The 17,225-nt window shown below is 75.0% G+C and carries 15 protein-coding genes; 6 read left to right on the forward strand and 9 right to left on the reverse strand.

Annotation, left to right across the window (positions count from 1 at the left end; genetic code table 11):
- Positions 1 to 15: 15 nt before the first annotated feature.
- Both larC and CRP30_RS11800 read right to left on the reverse strand, forming a co-directional pair.
- The gene (gene larC, locus CRP30_RS11795) at positions 16 to 1,188 is read right to left on the reverse strand and encodes a nickel pincer cofactor biosynthesis protein LarC (RefSeq protein ID WP_097184203.1); all 1,173 of its coding nucleotides are present in this window, start codon (positions 1,186 to 1,188) and stop codon (positions 16 to 18) included.
- Between the two features lie 29 nt (positions 1,189 to 1,217).
- Positions 1,218 to 2,030: a putative hydro-lyase gene (locus CRP30_RS11800; RefSeq protein ID WP_097184204.1), complete on the reverse strand. Its 813-nt coding sequence runs from the start codon at positions 2,028 to 2,030 to the stop codon at positions 1,218 to 1,220.
- A 156-nt stretch (positions 2,031 to 2,186) separates the two neighbouring features.
- On the opposite strand from CRP30_RS11800, the gene CRP30_RS11805 reads away from it, so the two are divergent.
- The 4 genes from CRP30_RS11805 to CRP30_RS11820 are packed head-to-tail and all read left to right on the forward strand — an operon-like array spanning position 2,187 to position 5,677.
- On the forward strand, positions 2,187 to 3,425 hold the full coding sequence (locus tag CRP30_RS11805) for an NRAMP family divalent metal transporter (RefSeq protein WP_097184205.1): 1,239 nt from the start codon (positions 2,187 to 2,189) through the stop codon (positions 3,423 to 3,425).
- Between the two features lie 7 nt (positions 3,426 to 3,432).
- Complete coding sequence (locus CRP30_RS11810; RefSeq protein WP_097184206.1) at positions 3,433 to 4,194, forward strand: LamB/YcsF family protein; 762 nt, start codon at positions 3,433 to 3,435, stop codon at positions 4,192 to 4,194.
- Entirely contained in the window at positions 4,194 to 4,820 is a 627-nt protein-coding gene (locus CRP30_RS11815; protein ID WP_097184915.1) for a 5-oxoprolinase subunit B family protein, read from the forward strand. Before CRP30_RS11810 ends, CRP30_RS11815 begins: the two co-directional genes overlap by 1 nt.
- Positions 4,817 to 5,677: a 5-oxoprolinase subunit C family protein gene (locus tag CRP30_RS11820; protein ID WP_097184207.1), complete on the forward strand. Its 861-nt coding sequence runs from the start codon at positions 4,817 to 4,819 to the stop codon at positions 5,675 to 5,677. The genes CRP30_RS11815 and CRP30_RS11820 overlap by 4 nt, the downstream gene beginning before the upstream one ends.
- On the opposite strand, the gene CRP30_RS11825 is transcribed toward CRP30_RS11820, so the two are convergent.
- Together CRP30_RS11825 and CRP30_RS11830 are read right to left on the reverse strand one after the other, a co-directional pair.
- Positions 5,661 to 8,363 carry a diguanylate cyclase domain-containing protein gene (locus CRP30_RS11825; protein WP_235003349.1) on the reverse strand — a complete coding sequence of 901 codons (2,703 nt, stop codon included), beginning with the start codon at positions 8,361 to 8,363 and terminating at the stop codon, positions 5,661 to 5,663. The two genes, CRP30_RS11820 and CRP30_RS11825, sit on opposite strands and share 17 nt — an antisense overlap.
- A gap of 125 nt (positions 8,364 to 8,488) precedes the next feature.
- Positions 8,489 to 10,225, reverse strand: coding sequence for a GGDEF domain-containing protein (locus CRP30_RS11830; protein WP_097184209.1), 1,737 nt, complete (start codon positions 10,223 to 10,225; stop codon positions 8,489 to 8,491).
- 122 nt (positions 10,226 to 10,347) lie between these two features.
- On the opposite strand from CRP30_RS11830, the gene pheA reads away from it, so the two are divergent.
- A complete protein-coding gene (gene pheA / locus CRP30_RS11835; RefSeq protein WP_097184916.1) occupies positions 10,348 to 11,283 on the forward strand; it encodes a prephenate dehydratase in 936 nt (311 codons plus the stop codon).
- Between the two features lie 16 nt (positions 11,284 to 11,299).
- On the opposite strand, the gene CRP30_RS11840 is transcribed toward pheA, so the two are convergent.
- Together CRP30_RS11840 and CRP30_RS11845 are read right to left on the reverse strand one after the other, a co-directional pair.
- The gene (locus CRP30_RS11840; RefSeq protein ID WP_235003350.1) at positions 11,300 to 12,178 is read right to left on the reverse strand and encodes a ketopantoate reductase family protein; all 879 of its coding nucleotides are present in this window, start codon (positions 12,176 to 12,178) and stop codon (positions 11,300 to 11,302) included.
- A 92-nt stretch (positions 12,179 to 12,270) separates the two neighbouring features.
- Entirely contained in the window at positions 12,271 to 14,421 is a 2,151-nt protein-coding gene (locus tag CRP30_RS11845) for an MMPL family transporter (protein WP_097184210.1), read from the reverse strand.
- Positions 14,422 to 14,498: 77 nt separating this feature from the next.
- Between CRP30_RS11845 and CRP30_RS11850 the strand changes: the two genes are divergently transcribed.
- Entirely contained in the window at positions 14,499 to 14,957 is a 459-nt protein-coding gene (locus tag CRP30_RS11850) for a MarR family winged helix-turn-helix transcriptional regulator (protein ID WP_097184918.1), read from the forward strand.
- A 67-nt stretch (positions 14,958 to 15,024) separates the two neighbouring features.
- On the opposite strand, the gene CRP30_RS11855 is transcribed toward CRP30_RS11850, so the two are convergent.
- From CRP30_RS11855 to CRP30_RS11865, 3 genes are read right to left on the reverse strand one after another with little or no spacing between them, the layout of a single operon-like run.
- Positions 15,025 to 15,363, reverse strand: coding sequence for a GroES family chaperonin (locus tag CRP30_RS11855; protein WP_235003351.1), 339 nt, complete (start codon positions 15,361 to 15,363; stop codon positions 15,025 to 15,027).
- Between the two features lie 55 nt (positions 15,364 to 15,418).
- Positions 15,419 to 15,766: a metallopeptidase family protein gene (locus tag CRP30_RS11860; RefSeq protein WP_097184211.1), complete on the reverse strand. Its 348-nt coding sequence runs from the start codon at positions 15,764 to 15,766 to the stop codon at positions 15,419 to 15,421.
- On the reverse strand, positions 15,763 to 17,190 hold the full coding sequence (locus CRP30_RS11865) for a GuaB1 family IMP dehydrogenase-related protein (protein WP_097184212.1): 1,428 nt from the start codon (positions 17,188 to 17,190) through the stop codon (positions 15,763 to 15,765). Before CRP30_RS11865 ends, CRP30_RS11860 begins: the two co-directional genes overlap by 4 nt.
- Between the last annotated feature and the right edge of the window lie 35 nt (positions 17,191 to 17,225).

Consider the following 17,225-nt stretch of genomic DNA (forward strand, 5'->3'; position numbering starts at 1 on the left):
CGTCGTGGCCTGACCTCAGCCGACGGGGTGGGCGGCCTCCGCGGCCGCGGTGGCGGCTCGGAGGACCTCCTTGACCGGCAGGCCGCGCTCGCGGGCCAGCGCGGCGACGTCCTCGTACTCGACGCTCACGTTGACCACCCGCCCGTCGTGGACGGCGACCTTGGCCCCCACGGTGCCCCCGAGCACCGCCACCGACGTGTGCTCCCGCTCGAGGGCGACCTTGCCGACCGGGACCATCCGCAGGCCGATGCTCGTCGTCGTCGCGAAGACCGCGGCCTGGACGGCCGCCACGGCGTCGGGGCGGCACAGCGCCGACAGGGTGTGCGCGGCGCGCCCCTTCTTCATCAGGATCGGCGTCAGCCAGGCGTCGGACGCCCCGGCCGCGAACAGCGCCTCGAGCACGCCGGGCCACAGGCGGGGATCGAGGTCGTCGACGTTGGTCTCCAGCACCACCGGGCCGGCCGGCTGCGGCCCGGCCGGTGAGCCCAGGACCAGCCGGACGACGTTCGGCAGCTCGACCGGATCGCGGCCACCGGCGCCCATGCCCACGCGCTCGACCCGCATGGGCGGCAGCGTCGTCCACTCGTGCACCCGGGCGGCGACCAGCGCGGCCCCGGTCGGCGTGCACATCTCCGCCGGGACGGGCCCCGCCACCACCGGGACGCCGGCCAGCAGTTCCAGCACGGCCGGGCCCGGGACCGGCACCACACCGTGCGCGCCGCGGGCCGACCCGCTGCCCAGCGCGACCGGGGAGGCGGTCAGCCGGCTCAGTCCCAGGTGCTCGAAGCCCGCGACCACCCCGACGACGTCGGCCAGGGCGTCGAGCGCGCCGACCTCGTGGAAGTGCACGTCCTCGGGGGAGACCCGGTGCACGCGGCCCTCGGCGACGGCGAGCCGCTCGAACACGGCCAGCGCGCCGTCCCGGACCGGCGTCGCGAGGTCCGCAGCGAGCAGCAGCTCCCGGACGGAGGCCCAGGTGCGGTGCTCCGAGGACGGCGGCGCGTGCACGTGCACCCGCGTGGCGCCCAGGCCGTGCCGGCTCGTCTGCTCGGTGACCAGCCGGATCTGCTCGACCGGCAGGGCGGCGACCGCGCCGGTGAGGACGTCCAGCGGCACCCCGACGTCGACCAGGGCACCCAGGAGCATGTCGCCCGAGGCGCCCGCCGAGAGGTCGAGCCAGCCGATCATGCGGTGATGATCGCGCACCGGCGGTCCGGTCAGGCTTCCTGGTAGGCAGCGTCCGGGACGTCGGTGACGAACATGTGGCCCGGCGCGTGCGTGATCGCGAACGGTGGGCGGGAGGCCATCAGCGCCGCCTGCGGGGTCACGCCGCATGCCCAGAACACCGGGACGTCACCCTCGGCGAACTCCACCGGGTCGCCGAAGTCCGGCCGCCCGAGGTCGGCGATGCCCAGGGACGCGGGTGCGCCCACGTGCACCGGCGCCCCGTGCACCTGCGGCATCCGCCCGGTGACCTGCACCGCGGCGACGACGTGCTCGGCCGGCACCGGGCGCATCGACACCACGAGCGGCCCGGAGAGCCGCCCGGCCGGTCGGCAGGCGCGGTTGGTCCGGTACATCGAGACGTTGCGACCCTGCTCGATGTTGCGGACCGGCACGCCGGCGTCCAGCAGGGCGGTCTCGAAGCTGAAGCTGCAGCCGATCAGGAAGGCGACCAGGTCGTCGGTCCACAGGTCGGTGACGTCGGTCGGCTCGTCGGCGAGTTCGCCGGCGCGCCAGACGCGGTACCGCGGCAGGTCGGACCGGAGATCGGCATCCGGGGCGAGGACGGTGCGGAACGAGCCCGGGTCGGTCACGTCGAGGAGTGGCACCGGCCGCGGGTTCCGCTGCCCGAACAGCAGCATGTCGAAGGCCCAGTCCCGGGGCACCACCACGAGGTTGGCCTGGGTGAAGCCGGGTGCCTCACCGGAGCTCGGCACCGCCAGGCCGGCGCGGTAGCGGGCACGGGCGTCGGCCGGCGTCCGGCCCGCGGACGTGCGGGCGGGCGCGGCAGCGCTGGTGGCGGTCACAGGAGGCTCCTCGGCAGGCTCGAATTGCCCGGCGTCCCACTCGAACCTACGGTCGGCGACGACGAGGCGAAAGCGCACAGTCGTCCCCGGCACCGGCGCCGGACCCGGAGATGCCGAACCACCCGGACCGCCGGCCGCGAGCTCTCAGGAGCGCCCATGTCGCACCCCCCGGACCAGCCGACCGCCACCGCGCCGTCGGGGAAGTTGGCCTCGAGCACCCGTTCCACCCTGCTGGGCGCCATGTTCCTCATGGCCACCTCGGCCATCGGACCGGGCTTCATCACCCAGACGACGGCGTTCACCGTGCAGCTCGGGGTCGCGTTCGCCTTCGCGATCGCCGTCTCCATCGTCATCGACATCGCACTGCAGCTGAACGTGTGGCGGGTCATCGGGGTCTCCGGCCGACGCGCCCAGGAGCTGGGCAACCTGGTCCTGCCGGGGCTCGGCTGGGTCATGGCCGCGTTCCTGCTCGTCGGCGGCCTGGTGTTCAACATCGGCAACGTCAGCGGCGCGGGCCTGGGCACCGACGCGATGTTCGGGCTCGACCCGAAGATCGGCGGAGCCCTGTCGGCCCTCATCGCGATCGGCGTCTTCCTCAGCAAGCGGGCAGGGGTCGCCGTCGACCGGATCGTCGTCGTCCTCGGGCTGCTGATGATCGTGCTGACCACCTACATCGCGATCACCTCCGGCCCGCCGGTGGGGGAGGCGCTGAAGAACGTCGTCCTCCCCGAGGAGGTGTCCTTCCTGGCGATCACGACGCTGGTCGGCGGCACCATCGGCGGCTACATCGTCTACGCGGGCGCCCACCGGCTGCTCGACTCCGGGGTCGCGGGACCCGAGCACGTCCGTGACATCACCCGGGGCTCGATCACCGGGATCGTCATCACCGGGATCATGCGCGTCGTCCTGTTCCTGGCCATCCTCGGCGTGGTCACCGGCGGTGCCGACCTCGGTGCCGAGAACCAGGCGGCGAACGCGTTCCAGCAGGCGGCCGGCGAGGTCGGCCTGCGCGTCTTCGGCGTCGTCCTGTGGGCGGCAGCGATCACCAGCGTGATCGGCGCCTCGTACACGTCGGTGTCCTTCGTGACGTCCCGTACCCGCACCAGCGACCGCACCCGGACGATCCTGGTGTGCGCCTTCATCGCGGTCACCACGCTGGCGTTCGTGCTGGCCGGCGCCGCGCCCACCACCCTCCTGGTGTTCGCCGGCGCTTTCAACGGGCTGCTCCTGCCGATCGGCATCGCCGTGCTGCTGTGGGTGGCGACGCGTCGGACCGACCTGCTGAACGGCTACCGGTACCCGCGGTGGCTGCTGGTCATCGGCTGGGCCGCCTGGCTGCTGACGCTCTACCTGGCGGTCAACTCGATCCGCCCCGTCATCGAGCTCTTCTCGTGAGCGCGCGATGACCGCCGTGGACCTGAACTCCGACCTCGGCGAAGGGTTCGGGCAGTGGATGCTCGGCGACGACGACGCCCTGCTCGGGATCGTCACCAGCGCCAACGTCGCGTGCGGATTCCACGCGAGCGACCCCTCGATCATGAGCCGGGTGTGCGCGCGGGCCGTCGAGTCCGGCGTCGCGATCGGCGCCCAGGTCGGCTACCGCGACCTGGCGGGGTTCGGCCGCCGGTTCATCGACATGGAGCCCGACGCGCTCACCGCCGACGTCATCTACCAGATCGGCGCGCTGGAGGCCTTCGCCCGCGTCGCCGGCGACCGGGTCCGCTACGTCAAGCCGCACGGCGCCCTCTACAACGCGATCGTCTCCCACGAGGAGCAGGCGGCCGCCGTCGTCCGGGCCGTCGTCGACTACGACCGGACGCTCCCGGTGCTGGGGCTGCCCGGCTCGGCCTGGCTCCGGCAGGCGGCCGACGCCGGGCTCACCGTGGTCCACGAGGCGTTCGCCGACCGCGCGTACACCCCCGAGGGCACCCTGGTGTCGCGGCGGCTGCCCGGTGCGGTCCTGCACGACCCGGACGAGATCGCCCGGCGCTGCGTCGCGATGGCGGCCGGCGAGCCGATCGCGGACGTCGAGGGCGGTCCCCTGAGCCTGCGACCGGGCTCCATCTGCGTGCACGGCGACACCCCGGGCGCGGTGGAGATCGCCCGGCAGGTGCGGGAGGCGCTCACCGCGGCCGGCGTGACCCTGACCCCGTTCGCAGCGTGATGCGGGTCCTGCCGAGCGGCACGACGGCGCTCCTCGTGGAGCTGGACGACCTTGATGCCGTGCTGGCCCTCTACGCCGCGCTCGCCGAGCAGCCGCCGGACGGCGTCGTCGACATCGTCCCTGCCGCGCGCACCGTGCTGCTGATCACCGATCCGGCCCGGTCCTCCCTGTCGGACGTGGCTGACGCGGTCCGGCGGACAGCGAGGTCCGGGCCGCGTCCCGATGCCCGGACCGGCGGAGATGTCGTCGAGCTGCCGGTGCACTACGACGGGGAGGACCTCGAGGAGCTCGCGGGCCTCCTGGACCTGACCCCGGAGGAGCTCGTGCGACGGCACACCGGCGGTGAGTGGACCGTCGCCTTCGGCGGGTTCGCCCCCGGCTTCGGCTACCTCACGCAGTCCGGCGGGGCGTGGGACGTGCCGCGCCGGTCGACGCCGCGCACCAAGGTGCCGCCGGGATCGGTCGCACTGGCCGGTGAGTTCAGCGGCGTCTACCCGCGCGAGTCGCCCGGCGGCTGGCAGCTCATCGGCCGGACCGACGTCGCGGTCTTCGACCTGGACCGCGACCCGCCCGCGCTGCTGCGGCCCGGGGCCCGGGTGCGCTTCGTCGAGGCGGGCCCGCGATGACGCGTGCCCTCACCGTCCTGGCCGCGGGCCCCCTGACCACCGTGCAGGACGCCGGCCGGCCCGGGCAGGGCGCGCTCGGCGTCGGCCGCTCCGGCGCCTGCGACCGCGCCGTGTACCGGCAGGCCAACCGGCTCGTGGGCAATCCCGAGGACCTCGCGGTCCTCGAGGTCACCTATGGCGGCCTGGCCCTGCGGGCGGAGGCCGACCTCCTGGTGGTGACGACGGGCGCGCGATGCGCGGGGCCGTTCCCGCATGCCGCGCCCACGTCGCTCCGGCGCGGAGCCGAGTTGCGACTGGGAGCCCCGGAGACCGGGCTGCGCACCTACCTCGCCGTCCGCGGGGGCATCGACGTCCCCCCGGTACTCGGGTCCCGCGCCACCGACGTGCTGTCCGGCCTGGGGCCGGCGGTGGTCGCCGACGGCGACGTGCTGCCGGTCGGTCCGCCGGTCGATCCGATGCCCGGGGTCGACGTCGCGCCGGTCCCCGGCATACCTGGCGGGGAGGTGACCGTGGCGGTGCTGCCCGGCCCGCGTGCGGACTGGTTCGGCGACGCGGGGTGGGCGGCGCTGACGGGGCAGGCCTGGACGGTCACCGACGAGAGCAACCGGGTCGGGCTGCGCCTGGCAGGCGTTCCCCTGGAACGGGTGCGGAACGGTGAGCTGCCGAGCGAGGGGATGGTCCGGGGGGCGCTGCAGGTGCCGCCGTCGGGAACGCCGGTGCTGTTCCTCGCCGACCACCCGGTCACCGGCGGCTATCCGGTGATCGGCTACGTGGCGGACGAGCCCGTCCGCAGCGACGTCGACCGGTGCGGGCAGCTGCGTCCAGGTCAGACGCTGCGTTTCAGGGCCTCGCAGTAGTCATCGCGCGGCGGGCCACGCGGGCGGCGAACACGCCGGCCGAGTAGCCGTTGTCGATGGCGCTGACCGCGACGCCCGGCGCGGCCGAGTTCAGCATCGTCATGAGCGCGCCCAGGCCGGCGAAGGCGTTGGGCGCACCGGTCGACGTCGGCACCGCGACCACCGGGACGTCGGCGGTCGCGCCGACCAGCGCGGCCAGCGAGGCGTCCATCCCGGCGACGACGACCAGGCAGTCGGCGTCGGCGAACAGCGAGCCGTCGGCCAGCAGCCCGCGGATCCGGCTGCCGGCGACGTCGTCCACGCGGACCACCTCCGAGCCCGCGATCCGGGTGACGAACGCGGCCTCGGCCGCCACCGGACCGTCGGCGCCACCGGCGCACAGCACGTGCACGCGCCCCACCGGTTCCGGGAGCGGCCCGACGGCTGCGGCCATCGCGGCGGCGTCCATCGTCGTGTAGGCGTCGTGCTCCGAGGCCACGGCGACGAGCGTCTCGGCGGCGGCCCGCAGCACCAGCGCCGGGCGGTCGGGGTGTTCGCGACGGGCCTCGCGGACCAGCGCGAGGACCTGCTCGGTGGTGCGGCCGGTCGCCCAGATGACCTCGGGCTCGACCGCCGGGGGACGGGGCGCCGCCACGTGCGCGACGACCTGCTCCGGCACCTGCTCCAGCACGACGGCGGGCTCGAGCACCGGCCCGAGCAGCGGCTCGGACGGTGTGCCCGAGCCGAGCGGCGGGTCGACCAGCACGGGGGCGAACGCGGCGGTCTCGGACGGCGCGGGGCGGGGATCCAGCGGGGAAGGCTGCACGGCCGCGACGGTAACCGCCGCGTCGTCCTCCTCCGGGGACTCCACCGGGGCCGTGTCGTCGGCCGGCCCGGTCGACGGAGGCGGGCCGAAGAGGGCGTCGAGCGGGCTGGTGCCGGGGGCCCGGGTCTGGGTCACGCCGGAGAGCCGTACGACGCGGTCGCGGCCGCTGCGCTTGGCGTCGTAGAGGACGCCGTCGGCGGCCGCGAACAGCGTCCGGCGGTCGTCGCCACGGGCGGCGGAGGCGATGCCGACGCTGATCGTGACCGGGATGTCGATGCCGAGCCGCGACCAGTCGTAGGTCGCCACGGCCCGGCGGATGCGCTCCAGCGCCCGCTCGCCCTGCTCGGCGGTCGTGTCGGGCAGCAGGATGACGAACTCGTCGCCGGCCCAGCGGCAGACCTCGTCGGTGTCGCGGACCCCGTCGACCAGCAGGTCGGCCACGGTGCGCAGGGCGGCGTCCCCGGCCGGGTGCCCGAAGGCGTCGTTGATCGTCTTGAACCGGTCCACGTCGACCACGGCGAGCGCGGGCGCCCCGCCGGTGGCGAGCAGGCCGTCCAGCCGGGCCTCGGCGTAGCGGCGGTTCGGCAGGTGGGTGAGCGGGTCCTCGTACGCCTGGCGGCGGAGCTGACCGGCGGCCCGCTCGGTCTCCAGCAGGCTCTTGCGCCGGCCGAAGAGCTCGACCCAGCGGGTCCGGCGCTCGTCGACCCGGTCGAGCTCGTCGGAGAGGTAGGCCTGCAGGTAGGGCAGCGCGCGGCCGGCGTCGTCCAGCTCGGCGTGCAGCGTGCAGAGCTCGCGCAGCGCGGCCCGGCGCAGGCGGGGGAGGCCGTGCTCGGTGGCCAGGTTCAGCGCGGAGACCAGGTGCTCGTCGGCCCCGCCGACGTCCCCCTGGCGGCGCAGCGCCCGGCCGAGGGCGAGCTGCGCGGAGGCGAGCTGGGCACGGTCGGCGGTCGCGGAGGTGATGCGGACGGCGGCGCGGAGCGGGCCGACGGCGGCGGCGTGCTCGCCGAGCCCGACGAGGGCCCAGCCGTGCACCACCTGTGCGGTGACGATGCCCGGGTGCTCCGGCGGCAGCAGGGCCAGGGCCTGCTCGGCGAGCGCGCGGGCCTCGGCGAAGTGCGGGACCGCCGACTCGGGGACGCCGTCGTCCAGCAGGCCCTCGCCCAGCTCGGCGCAGAGCTCGCCCAGGCTGGTGGCCGTGGTGGCGACCAGCACGTCGGGATCGCCGTCGTCCGGTCCCAGCGTGCCGGGCTCGGCGGCCGCGGTGATCGCGACCTCGTGGCCCCGGCGCTGGTAGTCCAGCGCCAGCGGCATGAGCTCCAGGTCGGCGAGCACGCCGGCGAGGGTGCCGAGGGTGTCCACGAGCAGCGCGCTCGGCGGCAGGACGGGGTCCAGGAGGCTGGCGGCCTCGACCGCCTCGTCCATGGCGGCGTCGATGCGCCGGGAGAGCAGCTCGATGCGCGCGTGCCGGGCCAGGCCGGCGGCGCGCTGCAGGTCGTCGTCGGTGGCGTCGAAGGCGGCCTTCGCCGACCGGACCAGCGCGATCGCGAGCGCGGCCCGGGAGGCGGACTCGGCGCGCGGGTCCTCGCCGCCGCCGTCGCCGTCGATCAGCTTCTCGACCCCGGCGTGCAGGTCCAGGGCCTCCTCGGAGGAGTCGCCGCCGGTGACCGGGTCGCCCACGAGCGTGAAGCCCGCGACGCGCAGCCGGCGGACCAGCAGCTCGGCGCGCAGCGTGTCGGCCCAGGCCTTGCCGAGCGAGACGGGGGCGTCGTCGGGCGCGTCGGCGCCCGGGTCCGCGGCCACGTAGGGCGACGGCTCCTGCTCGACGTCGGCGAGGAGGTCCTCGGCGTCGTCGAGCTGCCAGTTCGCCAGGGCGGCGGTCACCCGATGATGCAGAGCTCCGGGCGGCACGAGCGCACTGTGCACGGCGGGGGGAGCGGTGTCGAGCACCTGTTCGGGAACGCGCCGCAGGCCGCCCGATGCGTCCCACGCGTCCCACGCCGAGCGCGTCACGCGGGTGCCTCGTCGTCGGTCGGGTCGTCGGTCGGGTGGTCGTCGGTCGGGTGGTTGTCGGTCGGGTGGTGGCCGGACGGCTCCTCGCCGGCCGACGCCCCGGGGGCGCGGACGCGGTTGCGACCGCTCCGCTTGGCCGAGAACAGGTGCAGGTCGGCGGTGTCGAACAGCGCCTTCCAGCCCACGACGGTGGCCGGCTGGCCCTCGTCGACCGCCGGTGCTGTCGCGACGCCGATGCTGACCGTGACCGGGCCCGGGATCAGGTCGCTCCAGTCGGCCGCGGCGACCGCGGCGCGGAGCCGCTCCATCACCACGACGGCCTGTGCCTCCGTCGCGGTCGGGAGCACGACGAGGAACTCGTCGCCGGCCCAGCGGTAGACCTCGTCGCCGGTGCGGATGTGCTCGCGCAGCAGGTCGGCGACCCGGCGCAGGACGGCGTCCCCGTGGGTGTGGGAGGCCTCGTCGTTGACCTTCTTGAACCGGTCGACGTCCACGACCGCCAGCGACAGCGGCTCGTCGCCCAGCCGCATCGCCCCCAGGCGCCGCTCGGCGCTGCGGCGGTTGCCCAGCCCGGTCAGCGGGTCCTCCAGCGCGTGCCGGCGCAGCAGGGCCGCCTGGCGCTCGGCCTCCCGCAGCCGGCTGCGGCGGACGAACATCTCCGCCCACATCTCGCGGGAGCGCGAGTGCGCCCGGCCGCTGTCGGCGCGGTAGGCCTCCAGCCAGTGCAGCGCTTCGGCGGGGCGGCCCAGGTCGGCGGAGTTCTGGCCGAGTTCCAGCAGGCACTGCCGGTAGCGACGGCGGTCGCCGGAGGCGACGAAGCCACCGGCGGCGTCGACCAGCAGGCCGATCGCCTCTTCCCCGTACTCCTCGTCCTCGTCGCGCCGGGCCACCCGCACGAGCAACCGGGCCAGCACCAGGTCGGTGTAGGCGCGCAGCCACAGGCCGCCGTGCTCCTGCACCCGGCGGCGGACGCGGCGCAGCGGGCCGACGGCGCCGTCCAGGTCGTCGGAGCTGTTCAGGGCCCACGCCTGGACGACGTCGAGCAGGTCGGCGTCGGCGGGGTCGGGCTCCCACGCCATCTCGCGGGCCTCGGTCGCCTGGGCGATGGCGACGGCGGCCAGCGCCCGGGCGCGCTCGGAGTCCCCGCGACGGCGGAGGGTCTGGGCGAGCTCGGCGTGCTGCTGGGCGGAGAGCTGCAGCATCTGCCACTGGTCGGCCAGGTCGGGCAGCACGGCGGCGATCCGGTGGCCCCGGCCGGCGTGGCTGACGGCCAGCTCCTCGAGGTCCAGGCCCGACAGGGAGAGGGACAGCCAGCGGTGGGCCTGGTGCAGCGCCCGGGTGGGCTCCCCGGCGTTGGGGCCCTCCGTGAGCAGGCTGGCGTCGACGGCGAGGAGCATCGCGGCGTCGAAGTGGTCGGCGGTGACCTCGACGTGGGCCAGGTAGGCGAGCGTGAGCGCGGTGTCCGCCGACGGCGGGCACTTGTCGAGCGCCTCACGGGCGGCGGCGACCGCCTCGGCCGCGCCCTCCGGGTCGCTCTCGATCAGCGCGCGCCGGGCCGTGAACGCCTGACCCCAGGCGGTCCACCGGGGTTCGGTCGACTCCGCGAGCGCCCCGTCGGCGTCGTCGAGGAGGGTCAGGAAGGCGGTGGAGTCCTCGCGCGAGCTGGCATCGAGCAGGCGCCACAGCACGGCGGTCAGGTCGCCGGAGGCGACGCGTGCCGGGCCGGAGTTCAACGCTTCCCTCCACTGACGGGTCGGGCCGGCCGTCGCGGGCCGGGCGTGTCGGTGACGACGCAGTTCCCCCGGGCCGCCACCGTCGCCGACCCGCCCGCACTACCCTCCTCGGAATGTCCGGGATGCCACCCAGAACGCCCCCGACGAGGTTCGCCTATCTCGGGCCCGAGGGTACCTTCGCCGAAGCGGCGCTCCGCAGCGCCGTTGCCTCCTCCGAGGGAGCCCGGTACCCCCACCCGAGTGTGGCCGCCGCACTGGCCGCCGTCCGATCGGGCGACGCCGACGCCGCGCTGGTTCCGCTGGAGAACTCCGTCGAGGGTTCGGTGCCCGCCACGATGGACGGGCTGGCCGACGGCGAGCCGCTCGTCGTCACCCGCGAGGTGTTCCTGGACGTCGCGTTCGTCCTCGCCGTCCGGCCCGGCACCGCGCTCGGCGACGTGCGCTCGGTGGTCAGCCACCCCCACGCGCTGGCGCAGACCGCCGGGCGGCTGGCGGACCTGGTCCCCGACGTCGTCCCGCTGCCGCTGTCGTCCACCGCGGTCGCGGCCGCGGCCGTCGCCGCGGGGGAGTACGACGCCGCCGTGTGCGCCCCCATCGCGGCCGAGCGCTACGGGCTGGTGCCGCTGGTCGAGGACCTCGCCGACACCCCCGGCGCGGTGACCCGCTTCGTCCTGGTCGAGCCGGCCGGCGCGCTGCCGGCGCCGACGGGCAACGACAAGACCTCGCTGGTGGCGGTCGTGGAGGACCGCACCGGCGCGCTGCTCGACGTGCTGCGGGAGTTCGCCGTCCGCGGCATCAGCCTCTCCCGGATCGAGTCGCGCCCCACCCGGGACCGGCTCTGGGTGTACTCGTTCTCGCTGGACTGCGAGGGCCACGTCGCGGAGCGGCGGGTGGGCGAGGCGCTCGCCGCGCTGCACCGGGTCTGCGAGGACGTCCGCTTCCTCGGGTCCTACGCCCGCGCCGACGGCCGGGAGAACCGCCCCGTGCAGCCGGGGGCGGACGACGCGGCCTTCACCGAGGCCGACGCCTGGCTGGCCGCCATCCGCGGAACCGCCTGACCGGCTGCCCCGCCCGTCAGGCCGGCTGCGCGCGGAGGTGCTCGACGACGCGGGTCGTCACCGGCACGTCCACGCCGTGCCGGGCGGCCGCCCGCAGCACCGCGCCGCCGATGGCCTCCAACTCGGTCTCGTGGCCGGCCGCGGTGTCGCGCTGCAGCGACGACGTCATGGCGGCGGGGACGGTCTCCATGAACGCGAGCGTCGCGGCCGCGTCGGCCGGCGCGCCCTCGGCCCGGGCGACCGCCGCCACCTCCTCGACCAGGGCCCGCAGGTCGTCGCCGAGCTGCTCGCGGACGGCGCCCAGCGGCGCGTCGAGGGTCGTCGTCAGCAGGGCGACCGGAGCGAGGAAGGCGAGCTTGGCCCAGAGCAGGCCGGCCTCGTCGGGGCGGACGGTGACGTCGAGCCCGGCGTCGGCGAGGGCGTCGGCCAGCGCCTCGGCCCCCGGCGCCAGCTCGACGGCGGCGAGGGTGCCCTCGTGGCGCGCGACGCCCGGCGCCGGCCGGCTCGCGACCACCCGGATGGCACCGGCGACGACGCGGGCGTCGGGGTAGCGCCTCCGCAGCACGTCCATGTGCTCGACCCCGTTGAGCAGCGGCACCACGACGGCCTCGCCGAGCACGGGCGCGGGCACCCGCTCGAGGGCCTCGGTGAGCCGGGTGGCCTTGGGCGTCACCAGGACGACGTCGACCGGGTGGGTGAGCACCTCCGCACCGGAGGCGGGCGCGGTCACCTCCCCGTACCGGTCGCTGTCCAGCCGGAGCCCGTGCCGCTCGATGTGCGCCGCGGTGTCCGGTCGGGCCAGGCAGGTGACGGCGTGCCCCTGCCGGGCGAGCAGCGTGCCGAGCAGGCCACCGACGCCGCCCGGTCCCAGGACGGCCACGCGCAGGGTGCTCACAGCTGCCACCTTCCCCAGCGGGTCAAGGGGCCGAGTGATCGGTTGCGGTCGCCGCGCTCGGCGCGCCGGCGCGTGTCGGCGACACCGACTGCTCAGTCGGCGCGCGGTGTGCCGCGGAGCAGCTCCCGTTCCCGCTCGGGTTCCGGCGCGGTCGGGCCCTGCGCGAGCGCGCTGGGCCACCAGACCCGGTCCCCGAGCAGGTGGACGGCCGCCGGAACGAGCAGCGTGCGGACGACGAAGGTGTCCAGCAGGACGCCGAAGCCGACCAGGAAGCCGAGCTGGATCAGGATGACCAGCGGCAGCACGGTCAGCGCGCCGAAGGTGGCCGCGAGGACCAGCCCGGCCGACGTGATCACCCCGCCGGTGACGGCGAGCGCCCGCAGGACGCCGTCCCTCGTGCCGTGCCGGATCGACTCCTCCCGGGCCCGGGTCATCAGGAAGATGTTGTAGTCGATGCCCAGGGCGACCAGGAACACGAACCCGATGAGCAGCACCTGCGGATCGCTGCCCGGGAACCGGAACAGGTGGTCGAACACCAGCGCGCTGACGCCGACGGTCGCCGCCGTGCTGAGTGCCACCGTCGCGACGAGCAGCAGGGGCGCCAGGATCGCCCTCAGCAGCAGGGCCAGCACGACCGTGATGACCAGCAGGACCAGAGGGACGATCACCAGCAGGTCGCGGGCCGCGGTCTCCTGGGTGTCCAGGTCCCCGGCGCTGGAGCCACCGACGAGGGCGTCCGCGTCCACGTCGCCGACCGCCGTCCGCAGCGCGCCGACGGTGGCCTGTGCGGCCTCGCTGTCCGGGGCGTCGTCCAGCGTGGCGTCCAGCCGGACCAGGCCGTCGACCTCGATCGGCTGGGCCGCGCCGGCGCCGGGCGGTCCGCCCTGCTGCCCGGTGAAGGGCTCGACCCCGGCCACGCCGTCGGTCGCGGCGGCGGCATCGGCGACGTCCCGCCAGCCGTCGGCCGGGGTGATGATCACCGCGGGGCTGGCGGCGCCGGCCTCGTAGTGCCGGGCGAGGGCCTCCTGGCCCGCGCCGGACTCCGATCCGCCGCGCACGCCCTCCGACAGCGGGATGCCGCCGGAGTCGAACGTGGGCAGGAACAGCGCGAGGACGACGAGCGCGCCCACGCTGCCGAGCAGGTACCGGCCCGGGCGGCGTCCGACCGAGGCCGAGATGCCCTCCCGGCCGCGGCCGTGGGCGTGCTCCTCGCCGTGCTTCGGGCGGAACGGCCAGAACGCGGCCCGGCCGAACAGCACGAGCACCGCAGGCAGGAAGGTGAGGGCGGCCAGCATGGCGAACGCGATGCACACCGCGGAGATCGGGCCGAGGCCCCGGTTGGACCCGAGGTCGGAGAACAGCAGGCAGAGGACGCCGAGGATCACCGTGCCGCCCGAGGCGAGGACCGGCTCCCACGACTGCCGGAGGGCCACCCGCATCGCGGTGTACGCCGACTGCTCCCGGCGCAGCTCCTCGCGGTAGCGGGCGACCAGCAGGAGGCCGTAGTCGGTGGCCGCGCCGACGACCAGGATCGAGGCGATGCCCTGGCTCTGGCCGTTGACCGCGATCCAGCCCTGCTCCGCCAGGAAGTACGCCACGGCGAGCGAGACGACCAACGCCATGCCGGCGGTGCCGATGACCAGCAGCGGGAGGAGCGGGCTGCGGTAGACCACGAGCAGGATCAGCAGGACGACGCCGAAGGCGGCGAGCAGCAGCAGGCCGTCGATGCCGGCGAAGCCCGCCGCGAAGTCGGCGAACACCGCGCCGGGGCCGGTCACGAACGAGGTGGTGCCGTCGATCCCGGGCAACTCGCGGAGCTCGGCGATCACGTCGGGCAGCGCGTCGCCGAGGTCGGGGTCGAACGGCAGGACGGCCTGGACGGCCTCGCCGTCCTCCGACGGGATCGCCGGGGACGGGTCGCCCTCCAGGGCGTCGGCGTCCTCGGCGATGCCGACCGCCTCGTCGACGCGCTCCTGCGCCTCGGCCAGCGCGGCGGGGTCGAGCGCACCGTCCTCGCTCTCCCAGAGGAGGATCACCGGCAGCGTGCGCTCGGTCTGGAAGGTCCGCTGGAGCTCGGTGACCCGCGTGGACTCGGCGCTGTCGGGCAGGAAGGCGGCGGAATCGTTCTCCGAGACCTCCGCGAGCTTGCCGCCGAACGAGCCCAGCGGACCGGCGAGGGCCAGCCAGGCCACGGCGACGAGGGCCGGGACCAGCCAGCGGAGGACGGACGTCCGGCGAGGCATGAGTTTCCTTGATGGTCGATAATCTCGATTGTCGAGAGATTATGACGGAACGGGGCGCAGGGCGAATGGAGGCGGGCATGGCGGACGCCGACGAGCGGCGGGAGCTGGCACTGCTCCTTCGCCGGCTGAACGTCGAACTGGATGCAGTCGGTCAGCGATTCGCCGATCTGCACGGCCTCAACCGCACCGACGTGCGCGCGCTGGTGGCGATCATGGACGCCGCCCGGCGAGGGGAGGCGCTCACCGCGGGCCGGCTCGGGGACGCCGTGGACCTGCGGTCCGCGTCGGTCACCGCGCTGGTCGACCGGCTGGAGAAGGTCGGTCACGTGCGGCGCGTGCGCGACCCCCAGGACCGGCGCCGGGTGGCCCTGGAGATGTCGGACACCGCGATGGCGGCGGGGGCGGAGCACTTCGGCGCCCTCGCGCAGGACCTGACCGCCGCGATGGAGGACTACTCCGACGAGGAGCTCGCCGTCGTCCGCCGGTTCCTGACCGACATGACCGACGTGATCACCCGCCACTCCCGCGGGTCATGACCACTGTGCGCTGATCCACCTCATCCGACGCAGATGGGGTGGATGAGCGCACAGTCGCGCGGCCCCCCTACAGGTAGAGGCCGGTCGATTCCTCGATGCGCTCCGCGGCGACGGCGTGCACGTCGCGCTCGCGCAGGATGATCAGGTCCTCGCCGTGCACCTCGACCTCGTGCTGGTCCTCGGGGGAGAAGAGCACCTGGTCGCCGACCTTCACCTGGCGGACGCCCGCCCCCACGCCGCGGGCCTCGCCCCACACCAGCCGCTTGGCGACCTGTGCCGTCGCCGGGATGAGGATGCCGCCGGTGGAGCGGCGGTCGCCGTCGTCCTTGCGCAGCGCCACCAGGACGCGGTCGTGCAGCATCTTGATCGGCAGCTTGCCGACAGCGGGGGCGATGTCGTCGGGCACGTCGTCCCACGTTACGCGCGGGCGTCGAGGGCCTTCATGGCCACTATGGCCCTGATCAGCCCCAGCCGAGCTCGTGCAGGCGCTCCTCCTCGATGCCGAAGTGGTGGGCGATCTCGTGCACCACGGTGATCGTCACCTCGTCGACGACGTCCTCCGCGGTATCGCAGACGGCGCAGATCGCCTCGCGGTAGATCATGATCCGGTCCGGCAGCGCGCCGCCGTACTCCCAGCCGCGCTCGGTGAGCGCGAACCCGTCGTAGAGGCCGAGCAGGTCCGGCTCCTCGGGGTTCCGGTCCTCCACCAGGAAGACGACGTTGTCGACCAGGGCCATGAGCTCCGGGGGGACGGCGTCGAGGGCGTCGGCGACCAGGTCCTCGAAGACGGGCAGGGGGAGGGGCTTCACCAGCTGGTCGGCAGCGGGCGGCCCTCCTCGTACCCGGCCGCGCTCTGCACCCCCAGGACCGCGCGCTCGTGCAGCTGGTCGATCGTCCGGGCCCCGGCGTAGGTGCAGGAGGAGCGGACGCCGGCGACGATCTGGTCGACGAGGTCCTCCACCCCGGGCCGGGCGGGGTCCAGGTACATGCGGGACGACGAGATGCCCTCCTCGAACAGGCCTGCCCGCGCGCGCTCGAACCCCGACTGCGACGACGTCCGTGCCTTGACCGCCCGCGCCGACGCCATGCCGAAGCTCTCCTTGTAGAGCCGTCCCGAGCCGTCGTCGTGGATGTCGCCGGCGCTCTCGTAGGTGCCGGCGAACCAGGAACCGACCATCACGTTCGCCGCGCCGGCCGCCAGCGCCAGGGCGATGTCCCGCGGGTGCCGCACGCCGCCGTCGGCCCACACGTGCTTGCCCAGCGAGCGGGCCTCCGCGGCGCACTCCTCGACGGCGGAGAACTGCGGCCGGCCGACGCCGGTCATCATCCGGGTGGTGCACATGGCGCCGGGGCCCACGCCGACCTTGACGACGTCGGCGCCGGCCTCGATGAGGTCGCGGGTGCCCTCCGCCGTCACCACGTTGCCGGCGACGACCGGCGCCGACCCGGCCACCGAGCGCACGGCGCGCAGCGCCTCGATCGCCTTCTCCTGGTGGCCGTGCGCGGTGTCCACGACCAGCACGTCCACGCCGGCGGCCAGGAGCGCGCCCGCCTTGCCCGCGACGTCGCCGTTGATGCCGACCGCCGCGGAGGTGAGCAGCAGGCCCTCGTCGTTCACGGCCGGGGTGTAGATCGCCGAGCGCAGCGCGCCCTTCTTCGTGATGACGCCGACCAGCCGGTCGCCCTCGACGACGGGGGCGGCGCTCACCCGCTCACCGGACAGGACGTCGAAGATCTTGGGCAGGTCGGTGCCGGCGGGAATGGTGAGCGGCTCGCGGGTCATCACCTCGGACAGCTGGGTGAAGCGGTCGACGCCCTGGCACTGCCCGTCGGTGACCACACCGACCGGTGCGCCGCCCTCGACCACCACGACGATCCCGTGCGCCCGCTTCGTCAGCAGGGCCAGCGCCTCGCCGACCGTGGACGTCGGGGAGAGCGTGATCGGGGTGTCGTAGACCGGGTGCCGCGACTTCACCCACGACACGACCTCGCTGACGACGTCGACCGGGATGTCCTGCGGCAGGACGGCGAGCCCTCCGCGGCGGGCCACGGTCTCGGCCATGCGCCGCCCGGAGATCGCCGTCATGTTGGCGACGACGAGCGGGATGGTCGTGCCCACGCGGTCCGGCGTGGTCAGGTCGACCTCGAGCCGGGAGCCCACCGTCGAGTGGTTGGGCACCATGAAGACGTCGGCGTAGGTGAGGTCGTGATCGGGCCGCTGCAGGAAGCGCATGGCCCCATTGTCCCTGAACCGGCGCCGGGGGCGGG

This window comes from Blastococcus haudaquaticus (genome assembly GCF_900230285.1).
In the GTDB taxonomy this organism is placed as follows: Bacteria; Actinomycetota; Actinomycetes; order Mycobacteriales; family Geodermatophilaceae; genus Blastococcus_B; species Blastococcus_B haudaquaticus.

Bases quoted from the DNA above. Each gene is read 5' to 3' on its own strand.
- larC (WP_097184203.1), bottom strand. From the start codon at position 1,188: ATGATCGGCTGGCTCGACCTCTCGGCGGGCGCCTCGGGCGACATGCTC.
- CRP30_RS11805 (WP_097184205.1), top strand. From the start codon at position 2,187: ATGTCGCACCCCCCGGACCAGCCGACCGCCACCGCGCCGTCGGGGAAG.
- CRP30_RS11810 (WP_097184206.1), top strand. From the start codon at position 3,433: ATGACCGCCGTGGACCTGAACTCCGACCTCGGCGAAGGGTTCGGGCAG.
- CRP30_RS11815 (WP_097184915.1), top strand. From the start codon at position 4,194: ATGCGGGTCCTGCCGAGCGGCACGACGGCGCTCCTCGTGGAGCTGGAC.
- CRP30_RS11820 (WP_097184207.1), top strand. From the start codon at position 4,817: ATGACGCGTGCCCTCACCGTCCTGGCCGCGGGCCCCCTGACCACCGTG.
- pheA (WP_097184916.1), top strand. From the start codon at position 10,348: ATGCCACCCAGAACGCCCCCGACGAGGTTCGCCTATCTCGGGCCCGAG.
- CRP30_RS11845 (WP_097184210.1), bottom strand. From the start codon at position 14,421: ATGCCTCGCCGGACGTCCGTCCTCCGCTGGCTGGTCCCGGCCCTCGTC.
- CRP30_RS11850 (WP_097184918.1), top strand. From the start codon at position 14,499: ATGGCGGACGCCGACGAGCGGCGGGAGCTGGCACTGCTCCTTCGCCGG.
- CRP30_RS11865 (WP_097184212.1), bottom strand. From the start codon at position 17,190: ATGCGCTTCCTGCAGCGGCCCGATCACGACCTCACCTACGCCGACGTC.